Genomic DNA, 18,748 nt, shown 5'->3' on the forward strand with positions numbered 1-18,748 from the left:
ACCTAATTCCTTTTTAATAAAGAGAACTATAGATAATTATGCTTTTTCAGAGCATCGTTTATTCGCTTTATCGCGTCTTCGAGTCGTGATTTAGGACAACCAAAGTTTAGGCGAATATAGTTCGGATTGCCAAAATCTTTTCCATCAGAAATACCGACACCCGCTGCCAAGAAGAATTGGTGAGGGTTGTCAATCTGCAGTGCAGAAACATCAATCCAAGCCAAATAAGTCGCTTCTAAATGAACCATTTTAAGGGGCGTACTTGGTAACCAACGAGCAATAATATCGCGATTCTCTTTGAGGTAAGTTAGCAATGACGCATGCCATTCTTGGCCTGCTTCATAAGCCGCATTTGCTGCAGTTAGGCCCAGCAAGTTCGGGTAAGGCACTAGCCCAGTTTTGGCCTCATTAAAGGCGTTTCTTAGGGTCGGGTTGGTAATCACAGCAAAGGCATAACCTAAGCCTGCCACATTAAATGTTTTGCTTGGTGCCATCAAAGTGATGGTGCGATTGGCGGCATCCTCATTAATGCTGGCAAAAGGCACGTGAGGCACATCATCTAGAATAAGGTCGCAGTGAATCTCATCGCTGACGACCAATAAGTCATGGCGTTTTGCGAGCTGGTGGATGGCTTCAAGCTCTGCTTTGGTATAAACCGTGCCGCCTGGGTTGTGTGGATTGCATAGCAGAATCATCTTGCTGTTAGGTTGGGCACAAGCGGTTTCTAGCGCTTGCATGTCCGGTACCCAGCGACCTTCTTTTACCTCCATATCAACACGAGAAAGGGTACGGTTGGCCAATAACGGGGCTTTATTTAAATGGTAATAAACTGGCCCAGGCACCACGATGGCATCGCCTTCGTTCGAGAAATTTCTAACGGCTAGGTGTAAGGCACAGACAAGGCCGGGTAAATGAACAATGTGAGTCCTTGAAATAGCCCAGTTATAGCGACGTTGGGCGTGTTCTACAATATTGTTTTCGAGTGATTTGGACGCGTGGGTATAACCAAAAACCCCTTCATCGACGCGCTCATTAAGTGCGTTTTTGATGCACTCAGGTGACTCGAAATCCATGTCGGCGACCCATAATGGAATCACTTCTTGAGGGTATTTAGTCCATTTGTCACTGTGACTGTTTGTGCGGTCGATTTCTTTATCAAAACAAGACATTTGCTCATCCATTCTATTTCGATTCCTATCAGTATTTTGAACTCTATTCTTAACGCCTATAGATCCTTTCTCACTATATCTCTTCCGCGAATGCTTTTTAAACAAAAGAGTAAAAAATCACTCTATAATGGATGAAAAACAAACAATTGTTCAAAAAACGTCCTTAAACTTTATTATTCCGACAAAAGTGGGTCATGAAAAAAAGTTGAAAATTATTTAAATTGTTATTTTATTCTTTTAAATCATAGAGTTAAGTTGTTTAGTGTACTAAGTTTTTGATTTGTCAAGGGTTGACCCAAATTGTAAAAGCAGCCTAGTATAGTTTTCATTAAACGGCTGTTTAATAAAAAAGGACGCGTAATGCCAAAAGTGGGAATGCAAGAAATACGAAAACCTCAGTTAATACAAGCGGCCATCGACGCGATCGATGAACACGGCTTTACAGGCGCAACTGTCAGTATTATTGGTAAAAATGCCGGCGTGTCCCCAGCCATCATTAATCATTACTTTGGCGGTAAAAACGGTCTATTTGAAGAGACAATGAAAAGTTTAATCCAAGAGTTCTTTTCTGGATTGCATAAAGAAGTTTCGCAGGCTAAAGATAAGACCTCTAAAGAAAAAGTCATGGCGTTAGTCCGAGCGAGTCTTAGCCAGTCGCAAACACATCCACAAGTGGTGAAAGCGTGGATCGGGTTCTGGGCATCCGCCATGCATACGCCGTCTTTATACCGATTACAGAATGTGTATTACCACCGCTTGCATACGGCCTTGGTGGTGGTGTTGAAAGAAGCGTTTGAAGTAGAAAAAGCGCGTGAGATTGCGCAGACCATGGCTGCCTTAATTGATGGTATGTGGTTAAGAGGGAGTTTATCGGGAGGCATTGATAAAGCCCGCTCAACTCGGCAAATCTCCGCCTACCTAGAGTTGGTATTTAAGTACTAGTACTAATGGTGTGTATCTGAGATAAGTTAATTGAACATATTTTGTTCGTAATGGGTTTCCACAAAAAGAGGAAGAGTTATGTTAAAGAAGGCAAGTAAGGTCGCGTTAGCGGTCAGTATCGCCAGTATTTCTGGCTTAACAATGGCTGCGAATTGTTCAACAGTTCGCTTTTCCGATGTTGGCTGGACTGACATCACTTCGACTACTGCAGTGGCTACGGAAATTCTTCAAGGTTTGGGTTACCAAACCAAAATACAACTTCTTTCTGTGCCTGTTACCTACACCTCTATGGCGAACGGAGACATTGATGTTTTCCTAGGTAATTGGATGCCTTCGATGAAGGCCGATGTTGCTCCTTATCTTAAGGCTGGCACTGTTCAAGATTTAGGCCCGAACTTAAAAGGCGCAAAATACACACTGGCTGTTAGTAAAGAAGCTTACGATGCAGGGGTAACGGATTTCTCTGATCTTGCTAAGCACCGCAAAGAATTTGCCGGTCGTATTTACGGGATCGAACCTGGTAATGATGGCAACCGTTTGATCCAAGACATGATTGATAAGAATGCCTTCGATCTAGGTAACTTCCAATTGGTTGAATCAAGCGAAGCCGGCATGCTTTCTCAAGTAAAACGTAATATCCGCCGTCATAAGTGGATTGCGTTTTTGGGTTGGGCGCCACACCCAATGAATTCAAATTTTGATATGGATTACTTGTCTGGTGGTGATGAATATTTCGGCCCAAATTATGGCGGTGCGAATGTTCATACCAATATCCGTAAAGGCTACCTTGCTGAGTGTCCAAACGTTGGCAAGTTTGTGAAAAATCTTAAATTCACCATGTCTATGGAAAACCAAGTCATGGGTTACATCCTTGACGATGGTAAAAAGCCAGCGGTAGCCGCAAAAGAGTGGCTGACGGCAAATCCCGATGCTTTGACTGCTTGGCTTGATGGCGTAAAAACACAATCAGGTGGAGATGGTCTCGCCGCGGTTAAAACCCATTTAGGTCTATAAAAAACCACTAATGACTGTATAGAGCGTCAGTGGTGATTTACCGCTGACGTCTTTTTTTGATGTATCGGGAGAAAAATATGAATTGGCTAACGGATAATAAAATCCCTCTTGGCGCCTGGATGGAAAGCTTTGTTGACTGGCTTGTGGGCTCGGCTTCTGGCTTCTTTGATCTGATTTCTATGGTATTGGAAACCATGATCTCATCTATGGTTGACTCAATTATGTGGGTTCATCCGCTGGTCGTAATTGCGATTGTCTTGGTTGGTGTTTGGTTCTTACACCGCAGTATTGGGTTGTTGGTATTTATTGCCGCTTCTTTATTGTTGATTATTAATATGGGGTATTGGGAAGAAACCATCCAAACCTTAGTGTTAGTGGTTTCTGCAACGACCTTCAGTGTGATTATTGGTGTGCCTATTGGTATTGCGGCAGCACATCGGTCGTGGTTATACACCATGCTGAGACCTATTTTAGATTTGATGCAAACCATACCTACCTTTGTGTACTTGATTCCAACCCTTATTTTATTCGGTCTAGGTTATGTTCCTGGTCTGATTTCCACGGTTATTTTTGCGATTGCTGCTCCTATACGATTGACCTATTTAGGCGTCAGTAAGGTGCCGAGTGAGTTGTTAGAAGCGGGCCTTGCTTTTGGTTGTACAAAATCAAAACTACTTTACAAAGTGGAATTACCCGCGGCGATGCCAAGCATCATGGCCGGTATTACCCAATGTATTATGCTGTCCTTGTCCATGGTGGTGGTCGCGGCTCTGGTTGGTGCCGATGGTTTAGGTAAACCAGTGATTCGAGCACTAAATACGGTAAACATTTCTCAAGGTTTTGAGGCGGGTGTTGCCATCGTATTGGTCGCAATTATGCTGGACCGTATTTGTAAAACACCATCAATGAGAAAAGAGGGATAATTATGGCTGTGGTAACAATAGAGCACTTAGATATTGTTTTTGGCGATAATTTGGCAAAAACACTCCCTTTAATGGACAAAGGTCACACTCGAAATGACATCATCGGCCTGACGGGCGATGTGGTCGGTGTGCAAGATGCCAATATAGAAGTCAACGAAGGCGAAATTTGTGTCCTGATGGGGCTGTCTGGTTCAGGTAAATCCACTCTGTTAAGAGCGATTAATGGACTTAATAAAATTGCCCGTGGACGCTGCTTAGTCAGAGACGGCGATGACATGGTCGATATGGCAACTTGCGACGAAACCAAATTACGCCATATGCGGACTCACCGAGTGTCCATGGTGTTTCAAAGCTTTGCTTTAATGCCTTGGTTGACTGTGTTGGAAAACGTCGCCTTCGGTCTAGAGATGCAAGGCATGGGGTTAAAAGAGCGTCTTGTCAAAGCGAAAGAGCAGCTCGACATGGTGGGTCTAACTCGATGGGCAGACAAAAAGCCGGATGAGCTATCAGGCGGCATGAGACAGCGAGTTGGTTTGGCGCGTGCCTTTGCAATGGACACCGATGTGTTGTTGATGGATGAACCTTTTTCAGCACTCGATCCGCTTATTCGTTCTCAGTTACAAGACGAATTGATTGAACTGCAAAAACGGTTAAATAAGACAATTATCTTTGTAAGTCATGATCTAGATGAAGCGCTCAAAATTGGCACAAAAATCGCGATCATGGAATCGGCGCGCATTATTCAGCAAGGCGAGCCTGAGCAAATTGTATTAAATCCAGCAACCGAATACGTTGAGAAGTTTGTGGCTCATACCAACCCACTCAATGTGTTATGTGGCAGTGCATTGATGACGCCGATCGCAGAGCTAGCGCAAAAAGAAGCGCGTTTCGCCATGGGGGAAAATCTGTGGCTTGCATTGGATGCAGGGCAATTCCAAGGCGTGTATTCCAATGAGGAAGAGGTGACGAGTGCCCAATGGACGCCAGATATGCCGATTGAAAAAGTGCCTGCTAATACGGTTGTTCGAGTGCATGAGACGATCAAAATGCGGGATGCGGTAGAAATTCGTTATCACACAGATCGACCAATAGTGCTTGAGAATGAGGGTCAGTGTGTTGGTATTTTGAGCGACCATAATTTTTATCACGCACTGCTAGGGAAGCACTTTAGCCGCACTGAATCATAAGATTTTTCACCCTCATAGTAAGTGTGAGTGATGGATACAAAGCGAAGACAAGTTACTTGTCTTCGCTTTTTTTTCATCTGATGACAGCCCTTTACTCTCGTCAACACTAAGGATTGTGTGGCGAATGAGGCTCGTATTACGCTCGGATGAGCGTGCCTGTGAGCTCTGTGCCAGGGGCGATAGTGTTAAATACGGTGCCGAATTTGCGGACATTGTCGTGCAAAAGAGCGAGTCTATGGTCGGATTCTTCGCTGGTGACCTTGATTGTATATTGTATGGATTCCATCTTGGGTGGTGTGTCTTGTCGTACGCCATGTATCTCTACTTCAAGACGTTGCAGATCAAATTTTAGAATAGGCGTGACACGCTCTATGCCTTTAATAATGCAGGCTGCTAATGCCCCCATTATCAGCTCTGCTGGGTTAAAAGCATCCAACCTGCCTTGCAAATCGGTGTCGATAACAAGCGAGGCGTCTTTGCAGCGGACTAGGCTGCCATGAGCGTCTACTCGATTGGCGATAACGTTAAAGGTCATTTTATTGCTCATAATTAGGCTCCAGACAACATCAGGTTCGACGGACATAAGAGGCTTGCATCAACCGGTTATCTGGGGGTCATGCTAACCATTCTTTTATTTGTGACGTCTGGGGTACTGAGCCTGAATGGATTAAGGTGTCGTCGATCACCACCGCAGGTGTGCTCATTACGCCATATTCCATCATGATTTGAGGGCTGGTTTCTTTTTCCACAGAAACTGCAGAGCCTTGTTCTTGAGCGACTTGTTTGATGAGGTCCGCTGTTTTTGTACATTTGGCACAACCGCTGCCCAGTACTTTGATGATTTTCATCGTGTGATCCTCTATAGGAAAGGGGTGAAGAAATTAAATAGCCAACCCACTAAAGTGAATGAAAACAGCAGCATCACAAATAGAATAGCCAATAATTTCCACTGCATAACTTGTTTGAGTAGGATGAATTCAGGAAAGCTCGCCGCGACTGTGCTCATGCAAAATGCCAGCGTTGTGCCTATTGGCAAACCGTTAACGATGAGGCTTTCCATCACGGGGATCACGCCTGTTACGTTGGAGTAAAGAGGAATACCAAGCAGTACCGCGGCAGGCACAGACCACCATTGACCGTCGCCAAGGTGTTCTTGAAGCCAGCCGTCAGGGATAAAACCGTGCAACGCGGCGCCAAGACCCACCCCGATAATGACCCACTTCCAAACACGCCCAAAAATTTCAAACGACTCTTCTTTGGCGAATTGGTGGCGCTCTTTAAAGGAGAGGGTTTTCGCTTTTAATGTGCTGTTTGTTGAGCCATGTTGATTGCTTTGTCCTTTCGCGAGCGCTTTTGCGGCAAAGGACTGCAGCCATCTTTCCGCTTTGATGGTATCCAGAAAAAATCCCCCCAAAATCCCAACTGACATGCCGATGACCACATAAAGCACGGTGAATTTCCAGCCTAAAAGACCCATCAGCAAAAGCACGGCAACTTCATTAATTAAAGGGGAGGTGATAAGGAAAGCCATGGTGATGCCCACAGGGATGCCTGCAGAAGTAAAACCAAGGAAAATAGGGATGCTAGAGCAAGAGCAAAATGGGGTAATAGCACCAAAGCTAGAGCCTATAAGGTAGCCCATGCTGCGATGTTTTCTCGCTAAGTAATCTCGTACGGTTTCGACGTTTAATGACGCGCGCATGAGGGCAATCACGTAAATCATAAACAAGAGTAAGGCGAAGATTTTACTGACGTCTTCAACAAAGAAGTGCAGGGCATCGCCTAATTTTGTGTCGGGCGACAAGCCTAAAATGGTGTAAGTAAGCCAACTTGCAAAATCCGTAAAAATTCCCAGCATGGCTCAAGTCCTTCAGTAAAAAAGCGTGATCGATTCCAATGAAAAGGAGGTTTCTTAAGTTAGCGTAAAAAGCATCCATAAACTGTGCCACTGCACGCCTTTTGTGTCATTGACCTAGATCGTCTTTCTTTGATTTAAGTGCTCTTTTAGGGGAAATAAATCCCCTAGTATTTTGATGAAAGCATGATTTTTTAATAAACACATCACTGGGATGCGTCACCGATAATGGCATAGGTCGAAGTGAGTAGGCGTGGTTTGGGGCTGTGAAGATCACAGTGTTAGCATAAGTTGGCAGTGTGACAATGACATGGTGTTTATTTCTCTCTCTTTAAGGCTTGTGCCGCTGCCTACTCGGTGTATTTCAATAGGATGAATTTGTAAAACCCTCCCGCTATAAGCCGATCATTTTTTGCTTTAATGCGTTTGAGTGCTCTACATTGAATAATAAAATTGCTATCTTGGTTGTTAACTTTTTAACCTGTTGATTAGTTATTGCATTCACGAATTGTGTCGGTATAGTCTGCCGAAATTATAACCACTTATTTTGTTAAAACCGCGCCCTAGTACGAAGGATTTTCATGTTTAAAACCTTACTGCTTCCTATTTGGAGCTTGCTTTTCGGTATTGCCATTCTTTCTATGGCGAGCGCTTTGCAGAGCTCTTTAATCGGTATTCGAGCCTCATTAGAATCTTTTGATACGACGGCGACGGGTTTGATTATGTCGGCGTATTATTTAGGCTTTATTATTGGCTCAATGTTGGTGCCGGGGTGGGTTAAAAATGTCGGCCATATTCGTGTATTTGCCGCTGTTGCATCGTTGGCGTCGATTACTATCTTGATGCAATCTGTGGTGGTGAATCCTTGGTTTTGGATGCTGATGAGAATGGGAACGGGCCTGTGTTATGCGGGTCTGTATATTGTGACGGAGAGTTGGTTAAACGACATTGCAACGAACCAAACTCGAGGCCGATTGTTCTCCATTTACACCATTGAAATATGGGCCAGCCAGACGCTTGGTCAGGTGTTATTGAACTTATCTTCCCCTGGTGGCTATGGTTTGTTTATTTTGACCTCCGTCTTGATCTCCATGGCCTTGGTACCCTTGTTATTGGTGCGTACGCCATCGCCAACCATTAATGTTCCTGAGAAATTAAACATAGTCGGGCTGATTAAAACCGCGCCGCTTGGGGTGACGGGAGTGACCGCAGCCGGTGTGACTGCCGGGGCTTTGTTGGGGCTTGGTGCGCTTTATGCTCAAAGTATTGGAATGAGTGTTGGGCAGATCTCATTGTTTATCGGTGCGAGCTATGTTGGCGGTATGCTTTTACAGTGGCCAATAGGGAAGTTGTCGGACCGTCAGGACCGTCGAGTGACCATTTTGTGGGTAAGTCTAGTTGGTGCTCTTGCCGCTTTTATTGTGCCACTTGGCAATATGAGCAACAGTCAGATATTGATGATGGTGGGGATGTTCTGTGTCGGCGCATTTACTTTTCCTATGTACTCGTTGGCGTCTTCACACATGAATGACCAGCTGCGACCTGAGCAAATTTTATCTGCGAGTAGCGGCATGATCCTTCTCAATGGTATTGGTGGCATGATGGGGCCTTTATTAGCCGCGTCCTTGATGGATTTGGTTCGTATTGATGCTTTGTTCTGGTTTGTTGCTGCGATTAACTTCTCAGTCGCGCTGATGGCGTTATACCGAATTAATTATCAGCCACCTATGGTGATTGAAGACCAGAGTGACCCTATTCAGGTTGCGCTTTCTGTAAGCCCAATTGCGACCGCTGAAATGTGGGTGGAAGCGGATTCCACCTCAACCTCAGACGAAAGTCATGAGGTTGAGATCAAACTGTAAGCGTGCCTATGGGTTGGCTTATCAAGGCGGCCTTTAGACAGCCATTGGCGACTAGCTCGCTAATGGCTGGGTGGCGATTTTAAACGCAATGCTCCAGATCAATAGTGCATTAGCGCGATTAAACCAGCGCCAAAATACGGCTGAACTCAACCATTTAGCACACGCATGACCGATGAAAGCGAGTAATAAAAACCAAACGGTAGACGCCACAGCGCCACCGAGCACAAACATCCATTTATCGTCTAAAAATTGATTGGACAAGCTGCCCATTAATATCATGGTATCAATATAAAAATGTGGGTTTAACCAGGTGACCGCCAAGGCCATCATCAGTAATGGCCACCCCGCTAAACGAGTGTTTAAATGCTTGATAACAAGGTGCTCGTCTAGAAAGGATGAACGCCATTTTTGCAAAGCAAACCAGGTCAGAAAAGCCACACCGCCCCAGCGAAACAGGATTAACAGCCAGTCACTGCTTTGAATAAGTAGGCCAAAACCAAACGCCCCGAGAGCAATAGCAACAATGTCGCTGAGAATAAACAAAAAGGCGATGGGAAAGGCGAGGTGTCGTTTTAAGGCTTGCTCTAGCAGAAAGCTGTTTTGCGCACCAACGGCAATAATAAGTCCGCCGCCAGTAATCGCGCCACTAAAAAATGCAATCATATCTCTCTCGTCTTGTTAGGGTCAGTTTAACGGCCTTGATCCTAAACGTATTTACACTTAAATTTAAATTAATTTAACTTAAATTACATAAGAAAATATTATGATGGATTATAAGGCGTTAAGTTGTTTTGTCGCCGTATTACGCTTTCAAAGCTTCGAACGAGCTGCGGATCATCTAGGGTTGACTCAATCGGCGGTGTCTCAGCGTATTAAGCGTTTAGAGCAAGAATGCGGCGGGCCTTTATTGATAAGAGCGCGTCCTGTATCAGCGACGCCACTCGGCGAGCAGTTGTTGGCGCATGCCAACAAGGTTGCCATGTTAGAAGACGGTCTGTTTGAGTCATTGCAGCGGGAGCACAGCCATCAACCGCTTTCTATTGCGGTCAATCATGATGTGTTAGCGACTTGGTTTACGAAAGTATTAAGTGCCTTTTCAGCCATAGATGAGACGCGTTTGCATATTAAAGCGGCGGACCAAGGAAAGACGAGAGAGATACTGCAAACCGGAGAAGTAGTCGCTTGTTTGAGCCAAATAGGCACGCCTGTATCCGGTGGAGAGTCGGTGTTTTTGGGTAACATGACCTATGAATTGGTAGCGACTCCTCACTTTGTAAAAGAGCGTCTACATGGTGAGATTAGTGCGCTTTCTGTGCTGGCGGCGCCTTCTCTGGTTTTTGACGAGTTTGATGAGTTATGGGGGCGTTATCAGAATGAGTGCATGCAAGTAAAGGCGGACATTCGTAATAGTCACTGGTATCCTTCGTCTCATGGATTTGTGGAAATGGTGATGTCTGGCACAGTCTGTGCTTTAGTACCCAGTGTGCAAGTGGCGGAGGAGTTGAATAATGGTCTTCTTATTTCGTTGTTCCCCCACAAGAAACTTAGCGTACCCTTGTATTGGCATTGGTATAAGTTAAATTCCCCAATTTTGGATCGCTTAACGAGTGTTATTTTATCAACAACACGCAACACGTTAAGCTAATTAATAGGCTGTTATTTATCATTGTTTAGTGGCCATTCTTTAATGCTATTTTAAGGATAGAGTATGATTCGTAAATGTTTGTTTCCCGTAGCGGGCTACGGAACCCGATTTTTACCTGCGACCAAGTCGATGCCTAAGGAAATGCTTCCTATCGTCAATAAACCTTTGGTGCAGTATGGTGTAGAAGAGGCTGTGCAAGCAGGTTTAAAGAATGTGACCTTTGTAACGGGTCGTGGTAAGCGTGCCATTGCTGATCATTTTGATATTAGTTACGAGCTTGAACATCAGATTTCTGGCACCAGTAAAGAGCAGTATTTGGAAGGTATTCGCCACTTGATTGCGAACGCTGTTTTTTCTTTTATTCCTCAAAATCAAATGCTTGGTCTAGGCCATGCTATTTTGACAGGGGAGCCGTTAATAGGCGGCGAAGCGTTTGGTGTGGTGTTGGCTGATGACCTTTGCTTTGGTGAAACTGACGATGACGGCGTGATGGCGCAAATGGTGAAACTGTACAATCAGTTCCGCTGCACCATAGTGGCGATTCAAGAGGTGCCAGAAGACGAAGTGCATAAATACGGGGTTATTAAAGGCGATGATATGCTAGAAGGCCTTTATCGTGTGACCGATATGGTAGAGAAACCATCTAAAGAAGAAGCCCCTTCCAATCTTGCTATCATTGGTCGTTACATTTTGACGCCAGATATTTTCGATAAAATCCGTAATACGCCAGCGGGTCGAAATGGAGAAGTGCAAATCACCGATGCGATTTTGCAACAAGCAAAAGAAGGTTGTGTGTTGGCGTATAAATTCAAAGGTCGACGCTTCGATTGCGGTAGTGTAGATGGCTTTGTAGAAGCGACTAACTACTGTTACGAAAATATTTATAAAGCGTAAGTTAGAGTTTAATAAAGCAAAAAAAAAGCCCGCTTCAAAGCGGGCTTTTTTTGCTTAAATATTAGTTTAAGTGTTTGTTTAGAATAGGTAATAAAACCTTGAATAAACGAGGGTTAGCACACAATACATCGCCACTTTCAATGCTTGGAGAGCCATCAAAGTTAGCAAATAGGCAACCTGCTTCTTTTGCAATAAACAGCGGAGCTTGCATTTCCCATTCTTGTAGCTTGATACCCCAAGCGGCGTCTAAACGGCCAGCGGCGGTATTAACAAGCGTCAAGGCAGGAGTATCTTGCATAACAACGCGAGCGCCTTTCTCAGCGATTTCAGACAAAATAGTCAGCTGACCTGATAAGTAAGGAGCCGTGCGGTCTGTTGCTGGGAATTGAGCGGCAACGGTTGTTTTATCTAGGGTGCGAGCAATGCTGGTACGAATTCGAGAGTTGTTTAAGTAAGCGCCACGGCCTTTACTTGCGTAGAATTCGTCTTTGGTGTGAGGGTTTAGCACAAGAGCGTGCTCAACTTTACCGGCAACTAAGTAGCTCATGGTAATAACGTGGCCTGTTAAGCCGCGAGAAAACAAATGCTGACCTTGAATCGCATCAATAATCCATTCACCTTCAGTACCATTTTGAACGCTGCCTTGAAGGCGAGTCGTAATGGTGTCGCCTGGGTAGGCTTTTTCTAAATGATAGACGATGGCACGTTCCGCGCCAGAGCATACGATTTGGTAAACCTGAGCGGCATCTTGTCCCTGCTCTTTGTCGAAAAGTAGCTTCTCTTGAGAGTGAATGATGTATTCTGCTGCCGCGCGAGCAGCTTTGATTGCGACATTGATTCTAGGTTGCATAGGGTACCGTCAATTGTTCTAAATGAGAGTTCATATGCCGTCTTATTGTAAAAGACAGCACAGTTGCCAATAAAGTGTTAAAGAGCAAGCGCCCCTCCTGTTTCAGTCCATCGCAAAGCGTTGAAAAGGGGAATCAGGAAGGGCGCAAAATATGAGCGCGGATTCTAACGTAAAAGGAGTTTTTTGGCTAGTAAAAGTTGTTCAAAAACTGAGCGCCTTGAGGAATTGAAAGAAAAATCTGTTAATATTCACCGCATCATTTGTCCGCTATAAATTGGTAGTTCATAACATGCAGAATAAAGTAAGAATTGTCCTTGTAAACACCTCCCATCCAGGAAATATTGGCGCTGCCGCAAGAGCAATGAAAAACATGGGGTTAGCGGATTTGTATCTGGTGGCGCCTAAGCAATACCCAAGCCCTGAAGCGGTGAGTCGCGCCTCTGGTGCGTCTGATCTGTTGGACAATGCCGTGGTGGTTGAAACACTAGAAGAAGCCATTGCCGATTGTCAGTTGGTGATTGGTACCAGTGCGCGTGAGCGTCATATTCCTTGTCCTTTGGTCGACCCAAGACAAGCTGCAGATTTGGTTTTTGAAGAGCAGTTGGAAACCGCGTTTGTCTTTGGTCGTGAAGATAGAGGGTTAACAAACGAAGAGCTACAGCGTTGTCATTACCATGTTCATATTCCCTCTATTGAAAGCTTCAGTTCTTTAAACCTAGGTGCTGCGGTGCAGGTGATTGCCTACGAACTGCGCATGAAGGGGTTGCTAATGGCTGATGCGCCTGTTGTGGAAGCCAAATGGGATGTGCCAGCGGCGACGGTCGAGCAGCTGGATTTTCTGTTGGAGCATTTAGAAAAAGTGCTGACCGATACAGAATTTTTAGATCCTAAAGCGCCGCGTAAAGTCATGACGCGTTTTCGTCGATTGTATCAGCGTGCTCAATTGGATCAGCAAGAAGTGGGCATGTTACGAGGCATGCTAAGTGCGGTTGAGAAGGCGACGAAAGCGGAATAAATTTCGTTAAAAAGCCCCATTAAAGGCAGTGTTGAGTCTCTTTTGTATCAAAGCTATGTCTATTTTCATGGCTTTTTTACTTCTATGCTGCGCTCTCTCTAGGCGTATCTTGTTTCATGATGTAATCTTTGCTGATGTATATTGATAGCCACTGTCATTTAGATTTTAGTGTTTTTGATGATTCTCGCGATGCGTTAATGAACACCTGCATCGAGGCGGGCGTTGAGGGTTTTTTGATCCCTTCGACGACGAAAACAAGCTGGGCAAAAGTCGCTGAACTTGCCAATCGTTACCCTCAATGGCGGGTCGCTTATGGGTTGCACCCCTACTTTTTGGGAACGGCGAGCATTGCTGACATTGATCGCTTGGCTGAGCAGTGTGAATTGCATGGTGCATTGGCCATTGGTGAAATTGGTCTTGATTGTTGGCCCGGAGCGATAGCGCTGGATCAACAAAGCCTGTTCTTTTCTCGACAGCTTATTGTTGCTCGTGATTTAGGGCTTCCAGTTATTGTGCATGCCCGCAAGAGCTATGACTTGGTGATCAAAGCTGTGCGTGAGACGCGCTTTACATCTGGTGGGGTTATTCATGCCTTTAATGGCAGTATTGAGCAAGCTAATCGCTTAAGAGGGTTAGGGTTTCTGTTGGGGATTGGTGGTACTGTCACCTACCCAAGAGCAAAAAAGGCACAGACTGTCTTGGCGCAATTAGATGATTCGGCTTTTGTGTTAGAAACAGACTCACCGGATATGCCTTTGTGTGGCTTTCAAGGGGCGCTTAACACTCCGCTTTCTATTCCGATGATTGCCCAGTGTGTTGCAACGATAAGGAAGAGCTGTGTCGATGACATTGCTCGACAAACAAATAAAAACCTTCTTAGTACTTTTCCTAAGTGGTACAAGGATACACTTTGACTAATAAACAAGATATTAATGCGCCTATTCGTGTCCTTTTATTGGGCGCCGAATCGGAAGTGGGCACGGCCTTGCTGGAATTTTCAAAAGGGCAAAATGACATTGATTGGATATGCCCTCAAGAGAACTTGCTGCTTGAAAGTGGGGCTGTAAAAGAGCTGGCATCGATTGACTATGATGTTGCCATTGATGCACTTAGCTTACGTTACGCCTTACAAAGTGACTATAGTAAGTTTCAAGCGACATTGGCGGGAGTGAGTGAATCGAGTGCGCCGCTTATTATGTTGAGCAGTGCCAAAGTGTTTTCAGGCGACAATAATGTGCCTTACCTTGAAACGGATACACCAGACAGTAACGAGCCTTATGCTCTTGCTCTTATTGAGGCTGAATCCATTGTCGCGAAGAACCCTGCCAATATTATTTTAAGAACGGGTTGGCTTTTTAGTGGCAAGGGGGATGACTTTGTATGTCGTACTTTAGGTCTGATTCAAGACGGCGTTAATCTTGCTTACAAAGACAATTTAATTGGTAGTCCTACGCCGGTTTCAGATTTAGCGCGTGTTATTTTGTCTTTGATTAAGCAGCGTTACTATGGCGCAAGCAATACCGGTGTTTACCATTATTGTTGTGCAGAAGAGATTAGTTGGGTTGGATTGGTGGAGGCGATTTTGGTGACCTCTAGTCAGTTTGATCCGAAAGCGCAAATGGAAGTCGAATCGTTGGAAGGGGCTTTTTCAGAAGAAGATGGCGTAGTGGTGCAGATTAAAAGGCAGTCTCTTTCATGCCGGAAAATATTTAACCATTATGGTGTGAAACAAAGGCCATGGCGTTCAGTGCTGAGAAATTTAGTTCGAGAACTCTATAAAACATAACGAAAAGGGAGGTAAGGTTTAGCGTGAATAAAATCAATCATAAAGCCATTTTTCTGGTCTTCTTATTACAGGTCCTGGTTGGATTTTTGTGGTATTCGGCTGCCCCAGCCGCGTTGATTGATCCTAATCAAGGTATGGCTAAACTTCCTTCAATTGAGCGCCTAGTAGGCTTTTTTGTTGCCTCATTTGTGTATTTGTACTTTACCGCTTGGTTGTTGGTAAAGGTAAAGCAGATGTCTGGTTTTTCAATGATGCTGCTGGTGTTCGGGGTGTGGGTGTGTGTGGTGTTGCCAAACTACCTTTTCATTAGCTTTTACCTGCAGCTTGAATTCTCAAGTGCTTTGTATCTTTTGTCTTATAGCGCGGTATGCAGCTTTTTGGCGGCGATTATATTGCCTATGTGGCGAGCGTCACGTTCTATTTTCAAAGGCTGATTCTGAGGAGGTGGCCACGAATGGAGTGGTTTTTAAAAACCTGTGATTTGAAGGGTGATGGTTTAATAAAAATAGCTAATACCGGGCGGTATTAGCTATTTTTTTGTGTTTAACAAATGTCATCAAACTCAGTGTTGGTTCCGAAAGTTACTGGCATTTCGTAGCCTGGTAGGCGAATTTCTTTGTCAGTAATATTGAGGTCTTCACCACCAAGAACATTGAAGCCAAATTTATAAACAGGCAGAACTTGGCCATGAATCGCGGCTTGGTTGTAAGCTTCTGCTGCTTCTTTTACTTTGGCATTCTTAATGGCATATTCTTCAAGTTCGGCGTTTGAGTAGCGTTTGCTAAGCATTCCCATTACTTTATGAGGCGCTAGCAAAATGGCTGTTGCGTTATTGCCACCAAAACCTTTCGAGTTAAGCAGGGCAGCGTCAAAGTAGTCTTTGCCGTACGCTTCATGTTTAAGCTGAAAGTGTAACCCTTCTTGATAAACGTCGTTAGCGAGTTCAGTCGACGTTGTGATGCCGGGTAGAATACCGTCTTTCCATACACCTAAAGAAAGGTGTAATTGGTCGCCGCCAGCGGTGCCTTGAGAGTGGCCAAGAAAGGCTTTAAGTGCGGTAACAGGCATGCCAGTCGCCCCAAAGCTTGTTGCGGCTTTACTAAGGACATGGGACTCTGTGACTCTATTTTGCGGTGTGCTGGTACCGTGAGCTTGAATAAAGGTGCGCTCGGTAAGACCGTCTTTGCCAATCATGTCCTGTAGGTAGGCCATGGCTTTGCTCATGGTCAGATAGTTACCAATACCCGGTGCGGATATGGACTTCTTATGGCCGTCGGCATGGGAAAATACCGCCGGAATGGCGCCATAAATTTCAGCCCCTAATTCAATGGCTAACGCATCGTCCATTAATAGCGTCCACTGACTTGATTCACCAATGGTGAAGCCGCAGTTTTGAGCAAAAGGACGGCAGCTGCGCGTGTGATCGGGTTCTTCTTGGTTGTCTATTTGATCAAGTGCCAATAACGCAGTGTCTTCTGCTAAGGCTCCCATGGTACGGAAACCTTCAATAATTTCAGGTGTGATAGGGGCATCGCTACCGCCCACCATGGCCACTCGGAATTTACCGGTCTTAATGCCTTCAACGGCTTTTTCTAAATTGAAAAAGTAAGTGGCACAAGCACCAATTGAAGTGCCGACACTGCCGACGCTGCCTAGAATATAAGCGTTGACGAAGTCCGCTGGCATTTGCGCATAGCCAAGAGGCAAATGCTTAGACGTTGTTCGTTTGCCAATTAAGGCGGATTTTAACATGCCGCCAAAGCCGAGGTCGTCCATTTGTCCAATGGAGTTCGCAGCGTAGACCGCCATTTGATCAGGAGCCACTTTGCTGCGAATGACTTCCCAGTCGATACCACTGCTTTGTACGGCATCCGAGGCGCCGTATACCGTCATCTGTAGACCGCGAGGGTGATTACGACTTTGGTATAGTTTAGAGGCATCAAACCCTGTTGGTAGCTGACCAGCAGATTTTACAGACAGGGCTTTTGAATCCTTGATAAAGGCTTCTAAATTACCGTCAATGGTGACTTTTGATAAATGATCAGAAATTTCTGTCACTTGCCAATTGGTAGGGCGGTCAGAGGGGAGTGAGCGAGTCTTGATCGTGAAACTGAGTTTCTCTTCTTGGCTGTTTGGTGTCAGCACGGAAGATTTATGCAGTGTGACGTGATCAACATCAAAAAGACTAGGGTGTATTCTGCGAATCAATGTTCGGGCTAATAAGGATTCGCCGATGCTATCAATAAGAGAGGCAGCATCTAGCTCTTCTCCACCTTCCGTATGCCAAAAACCGTTTTTGTATTCTGCGGCATTCGTTAGTGTGGCAAGATCAAGCAATACGTCCTGCTGAATAGCGCTTGGGAGGAGATCCAATACAATTCGGCGGTAGGCTTGATGTGAAGATGAACGACCAGCCGAATTAATTCCGCCAAAGCCAACAATAACAGGTAAACGGGCCAATTGAATTTCCTCGTTTTTATGAGTGGGTAAATAATCAGGCTATTGTAATGAAGCCGCGATTGCTTAGCCACCCTGTGGCGCGCAATTCGCTTCAAATACATAGGTCTATATCACAATTTTATGCACAGAGTTGCTGTGACGTTTTATTTTTCGGCATTTTCTTTGTTGCGATTACTTGCATTGAACCGCCAAAGTTTATTGTATTGGATCAATCCTTCTATTTCGTCAACATAATCTTGTCCACGCTGTGAGTAATGGTCTAGACCATGAACGAGTGCAAGTCCGGTAATCGGTGCATTATTGTCGCGTAAATCTGTGCGTATGCCTCTTAGTTCTTTATAGGCATTGTTGCTGTTTAAGTTATCAATGTAAGCGAAAACAGATTCTCGGGCGTCGCGGAACTTTCTAACCTCGTGATCCGCATCGTCATCTCTTGACTCAGGTACTAGGCCACAACCCTTTCTAAAGCACCATTGGCCAAAAAAGTTATTGCCGTCTGTGGCAAAGCGAGAAGTCCCCCAAGCGGATTCATTAGCGGCTTGGGCAAGCACTAATGAGACTGGCACAATGTCTATGTAAGTTAATAATTCATTGATGTTCTCAGCGCTAATCGTCTCTACTTTATCAAGCTTGTAGTTAGACATTAACCCACTAACCCAGTTTTTATCTTTTCTTGACAGATTCTTGGCTTTCCCTCTTAACTCGATAAGGCGTTTTCTTTCAGCCAGCAAGAGGGTGTTCTTCTCATCCACAAAGGGGGTTAAGAAATTAAAAAAAGCCATTTTGCGTTGCTTGATGTCTTTTATGGCTAAGAAGTCAGGCGTTTTGCTCTTAATGGGGTGAGCTTTGAAGTAACTTTTTTCATCCGCCGTGGCTTCGCCAGAACGGTCACTTGCTTTGTCACTTGTCGACTCTGAGACCTGTTTTTGAGACTGATGGCTTACTGAGTCTTCAGCGGGCTCTATTTTTAGCCACAGAATGAAGAGCAGAGCAAAGGAAATAAGCCAGAGAATTTTTCTTTCCATAAATGACCACGAGTCTCAAGTTTTGTACGCTTTCTAAGCCTATTGTTCATTAAAGGCTTTGTCATCGTACTTTCATATATTAGTAAAAAAAGTACGCGCATTATCTCGAAAAAGAGCTTAC

19 protein-coding genes are annotated in these 18,748 nt (G+C 44.7%); 11 read left to right on the top strand and 8 right to left on the bottom strand.

The window, feature by feature from the left end:
• Nucleotides 1–26 precede the first annotated feature (26 nt).
• Entirely contained in the window at nucleotides 27–1,181 is a 1,155-nt protein-coding gene (locus ACIGBN_RS01660) for a MalY/PatB family protein (RefSeq protein WP_396663288.1), read from the bottom strand.
• A gap of 348 nt (nucleotides 1,182–1,529) precedes the next feature.
• Here ACIGBN_RS01660 and betI point away from each other — a divergent pair, with 348 nt between their 5' ends.
• The 4 genes from betI to choV all read left to right on the top strand — a co-directional run bounded on the left by betI (nucleotide 1,530) and on the right by choV (nucleotide 5,235).
• Entirely contained in the window at nucleotides 1,530–2,111 is a 582-nt protein-coding gene (gene betI, locus ACIGBN_RS01665) for a transcriptional regulator BetI (protein WP_133001770.1), read from the top strand.
• 78 nt (nucleotides 2,112–2,189) lie between these two features.
• Nucleotides 2,190–3,125: a choline ABC transporter substrate-binding protein gene (locus ACIGBN_RS01670; RefSeq protein WP_133001769.1), complete on the top strand. Its 936-nt coding sequence runs from the start codon at nucleotides 2,190–2,192 to the stop codon at nucleotides 3,123–3,125.
• Between the two features lie 77 nt (nucleotides 3,126–3,202).
• On the top strand, nucleotides 3,203–4,048 hold the full coding sequence (gene choW, locus ACIGBN_RS01675) for a choline ABC transporter permease subunit (protein WP_396663290.1): 846 nt from the start codon (nucleotides 3,203–3,205) through the stop codon (nucleotides 4,046–4,048).
• 2 nt (nucleotides 4,049–4,050) lie between these two features.
• On the top strand, nucleotides 4,051–5,235 hold the full coding sequence (gene choV / locus ACIGBN_RS01680) for a choline ABC transporter ATP-binding protein (RefSeq protein WP_133001767.1): 1,185 nt from the start codon (nucleotides 4,051–4,053) through the stop codon (nucleotides 5,233–5,235).
• A 136-nt stretch (nucleotides 5,236–5,371) separates the two neighbouring features.
• Here choV and ACIGBN_RS01685 read toward each other — a convergent pair whose 3' ends face one another.
• The 3 genes from ACIGBN_RS01685 to ACIGBN_RS01695 all read right to left on the bottom strand — a co-directional run bounded on the left by ACIGBN_RS01685 (nucleotide 5,372) and on the right by ACIGBN_RS01695 (nucleotide 7,093).
• Nucleotides 5,372–5,782 carry an OsmC family protein gene (locus ACIGBN_RS01685; protein WP_396663292.1) on the bottom strand — a complete coding sequence of 137 codons (411 nt, stop codon included), beginning with the start codon at nucleotides 5,780–5,782 and terminating at the stop codon, nucleotides 5,372–5,374.
• Between the two features lie 67 nt (nucleotides 5,783–5,849).
• Entirely contained in the window at nucleotides 5,850–6,083 is a 234-nt protein-coding gene (locus tag ACIGBN_RS01690) for a thioredoxin family protein (RefSeq protein WP_341562429.1), read from the bottom strand.
• Nucleotides 6,084–6,094: 11 nt separating this feature from the next.
• Nucleotides 6,095–7,093 carry a permease gene (locus ACIGBN_RS01695; RefSeq protein ID WP_396663295.1) on the bottom strand — a complete coding sequence of 333 codons (999 nt, stop codon included), beginning with the start codon at nucleotides 7,091–7,093 and terminating at the stop codon, nucleotides 6,095–6,097.
• Nucleotides 7,094–7,671: 578 nt separating this feature from the next.
• Between ACIGBN_RS01695 and ACIGBN_RS01700 the strand changes: the two genes are divergently transcribed.
• The gene (locus ACIGBN_RS01700) at nucleotides 7,672–8,952 is read left to right on the top strand and encodes an MFS transporter (protein ID WP_133001763.1); all 1,281 of its coding nucleotides are present in this window, start codon (nucleotides 7,672–7,674) and stop codon (nucleotides 8,950–8,952) included.
• A 51-nt stretch (nucleotides 8,953–9,003) separates the two neighbouring features.
• On the opposite strand, the gene ACIGBN_RS01705 is transcribed toward ACIGBN_RS01700, so the two are convergent.
• On the bottom strand, nucleotides 9,004–9,615 hold the full coding sequence (locus ACIGBN_RS01705) for a LysE/ArgO family amino acid transporter (RefSeq protein WP_133001762.1): 612 nt from the start codon (nucleotides 9,613–9,615) through the stop codon (nucleotides 9,004–9,006).
• Nucleotides 9,616–9,715: 100 nt separating this feature from the next.
• On the opposite strand from ACIGBN_RS01705, the gene ACIGBN_RS01710 reads away from it, so the two are divergent.
• Nucleotides 9,716–10,597, top strand: a complete 882-nt coding sequence (locus ACIGBN_RS01710; protein WP_396663297.1) for an ArgP/LysG family DNA-binding transcriptional regulator — start codon at nucleotides 9,716–9,718, stop codon at nucleotides 10,595–10,597.
• A gap of 63 nt (nucleotides 10,598–10,660) precedes the next feature.
• Nucleotides 10,661–11,491 carry a UTP--glucose-1-phosphate uridylyltransferase GalU gene (gene galU, locus ACIGBN_RS01715; protein WP_133001760.1) on the top strand — a complete coding sequence of 277 codons (831 nt, stop codon included), beginning with the start codon at nucleotides 10,661–10,663 and terminating at the stop codon, nucleotides 11,489–11,491.
• A gap of 61 nt (nucleotides 11,492–11,552) precedes the next feature.
• Here galU and ACIGBN_RS01720 read toward each other — a convergent pair whose 3' ends face one another.
• On the bottom strand, nucleotides 11,553–12,341 hold the full coding sequence (locus ACIGBN_RS01720; RefSeq protein WP_133001759.1) for an inositol monophosphatase family protein: 789 nt from the start codon (nucleotides 12,339–12,341) through the stop codon (nucleotides 11,553–11,555).
• A 289-nt stretch (nucleotides 12,342–12,630) separates the two neighbouring features.
• Between ACIGBN_RS01720 and ACIGBN_RS01725 the strand changes: the two genes are divergently transcribed.
• The 4 genes from ACIGBN_RS01725 to ACIGBN_RS01740 all read left to right on the top strand — a co-directional run bounded on the left by ACIGBN_RS01725 (nucleotide 12,631) and on the right by ACIGBN_RS01740 (nucleotide 15,576).
• Complete coding sequence (locus ACIGBN_RS01725) at nucleotides 12,631–13,356, top strand: RNA methyltransferase (RefSeq protein ID WP_396663300.1); 726 nt, start codon at nucleotides 12,631–12,633, stop codon at nucleotides 13,354–13,356.
• A gap of 134 nt (nucleotides 13,357–13,490) precedes the next feature.
• Entirely contained in the window at nucleotides 13,491–14,270 is a 780-nt protein-coding gene (locus ACIGBN_RS01730) for a TatD family hydrolase (protein ID WP_396663591.1), read from the top strand.
• Complete coding sequence (locus ACIGBN_RS01735) at nucleotides 14,267–15,142, top strand: sugar nucleotide-binding protein (protein WP_396663302.1); 876 nt, start codon at nucleotides 14,267–14,269, stop codon at nucleotides 15,140–15,142. Before ACIGBN_RS01730 ends, ACIGBN_RS01735 begins: the two co-directional genes overlap by 4 nt.
• A 23-nt stretch (nucleotides 15,143–15,165) precedes the next feature.
• Nucleotides 15,166–15,576, top strand: a complete 411-nt coding sequence (locus ACIGBN_RS01740; protein ID WP_133001755.1) for a hypothetical protein — start codon at nucleotides 15,166–15,168, stop codon at nucleotides 15,574–15,576.
• 109 nt (nucleotides 15,577–15,685) lie between these two features.
• Here ACIGBN_RS01740 and ACIGBN_RS01745 read toward each other — a convergent pair whose 3' ends face one another.
• Both ACIGBN_RS01745 and ACIGBN_RS01750 read right to left on the bottom strand, forming a co-directional pair.
• Entirely contained in the window at nucleotides 15,686–17,602 is a 1,917-nt protein-coding gene (locus ACIGBN_RS01745) for a beta-ketoacyl synthase (protein WP_133001754.1), read from the bottom strand.
• Between the two features lie 143 nt (nucleotides 17,603–17,745).
• On the bottom strand, nucleotides 17,746–18,627 hold the full coding sequence (locus ACIGBN_RS01750) for a glucosaminidase domain-containing protein (RefSeq protein ID WP_133001753.1): 882 nt from the start codon (nucleotides 18,625–18,627) through the stop codon (nucleotides 17,746–17,748).
• Between the last annotated feature and the right edge of the window lie 121 nt (nucleotides 18,628–18,748).

Source organism: Marinomonas sp. NPDC078689 (assembly GCF_044542435.1).
Lineage (GTDB): Bacteria > Pseudomonadota > Gammaproteobacteria > Pseudomonadales > Marinomonadaceae > Marinomonas > Marinomonas arenicola.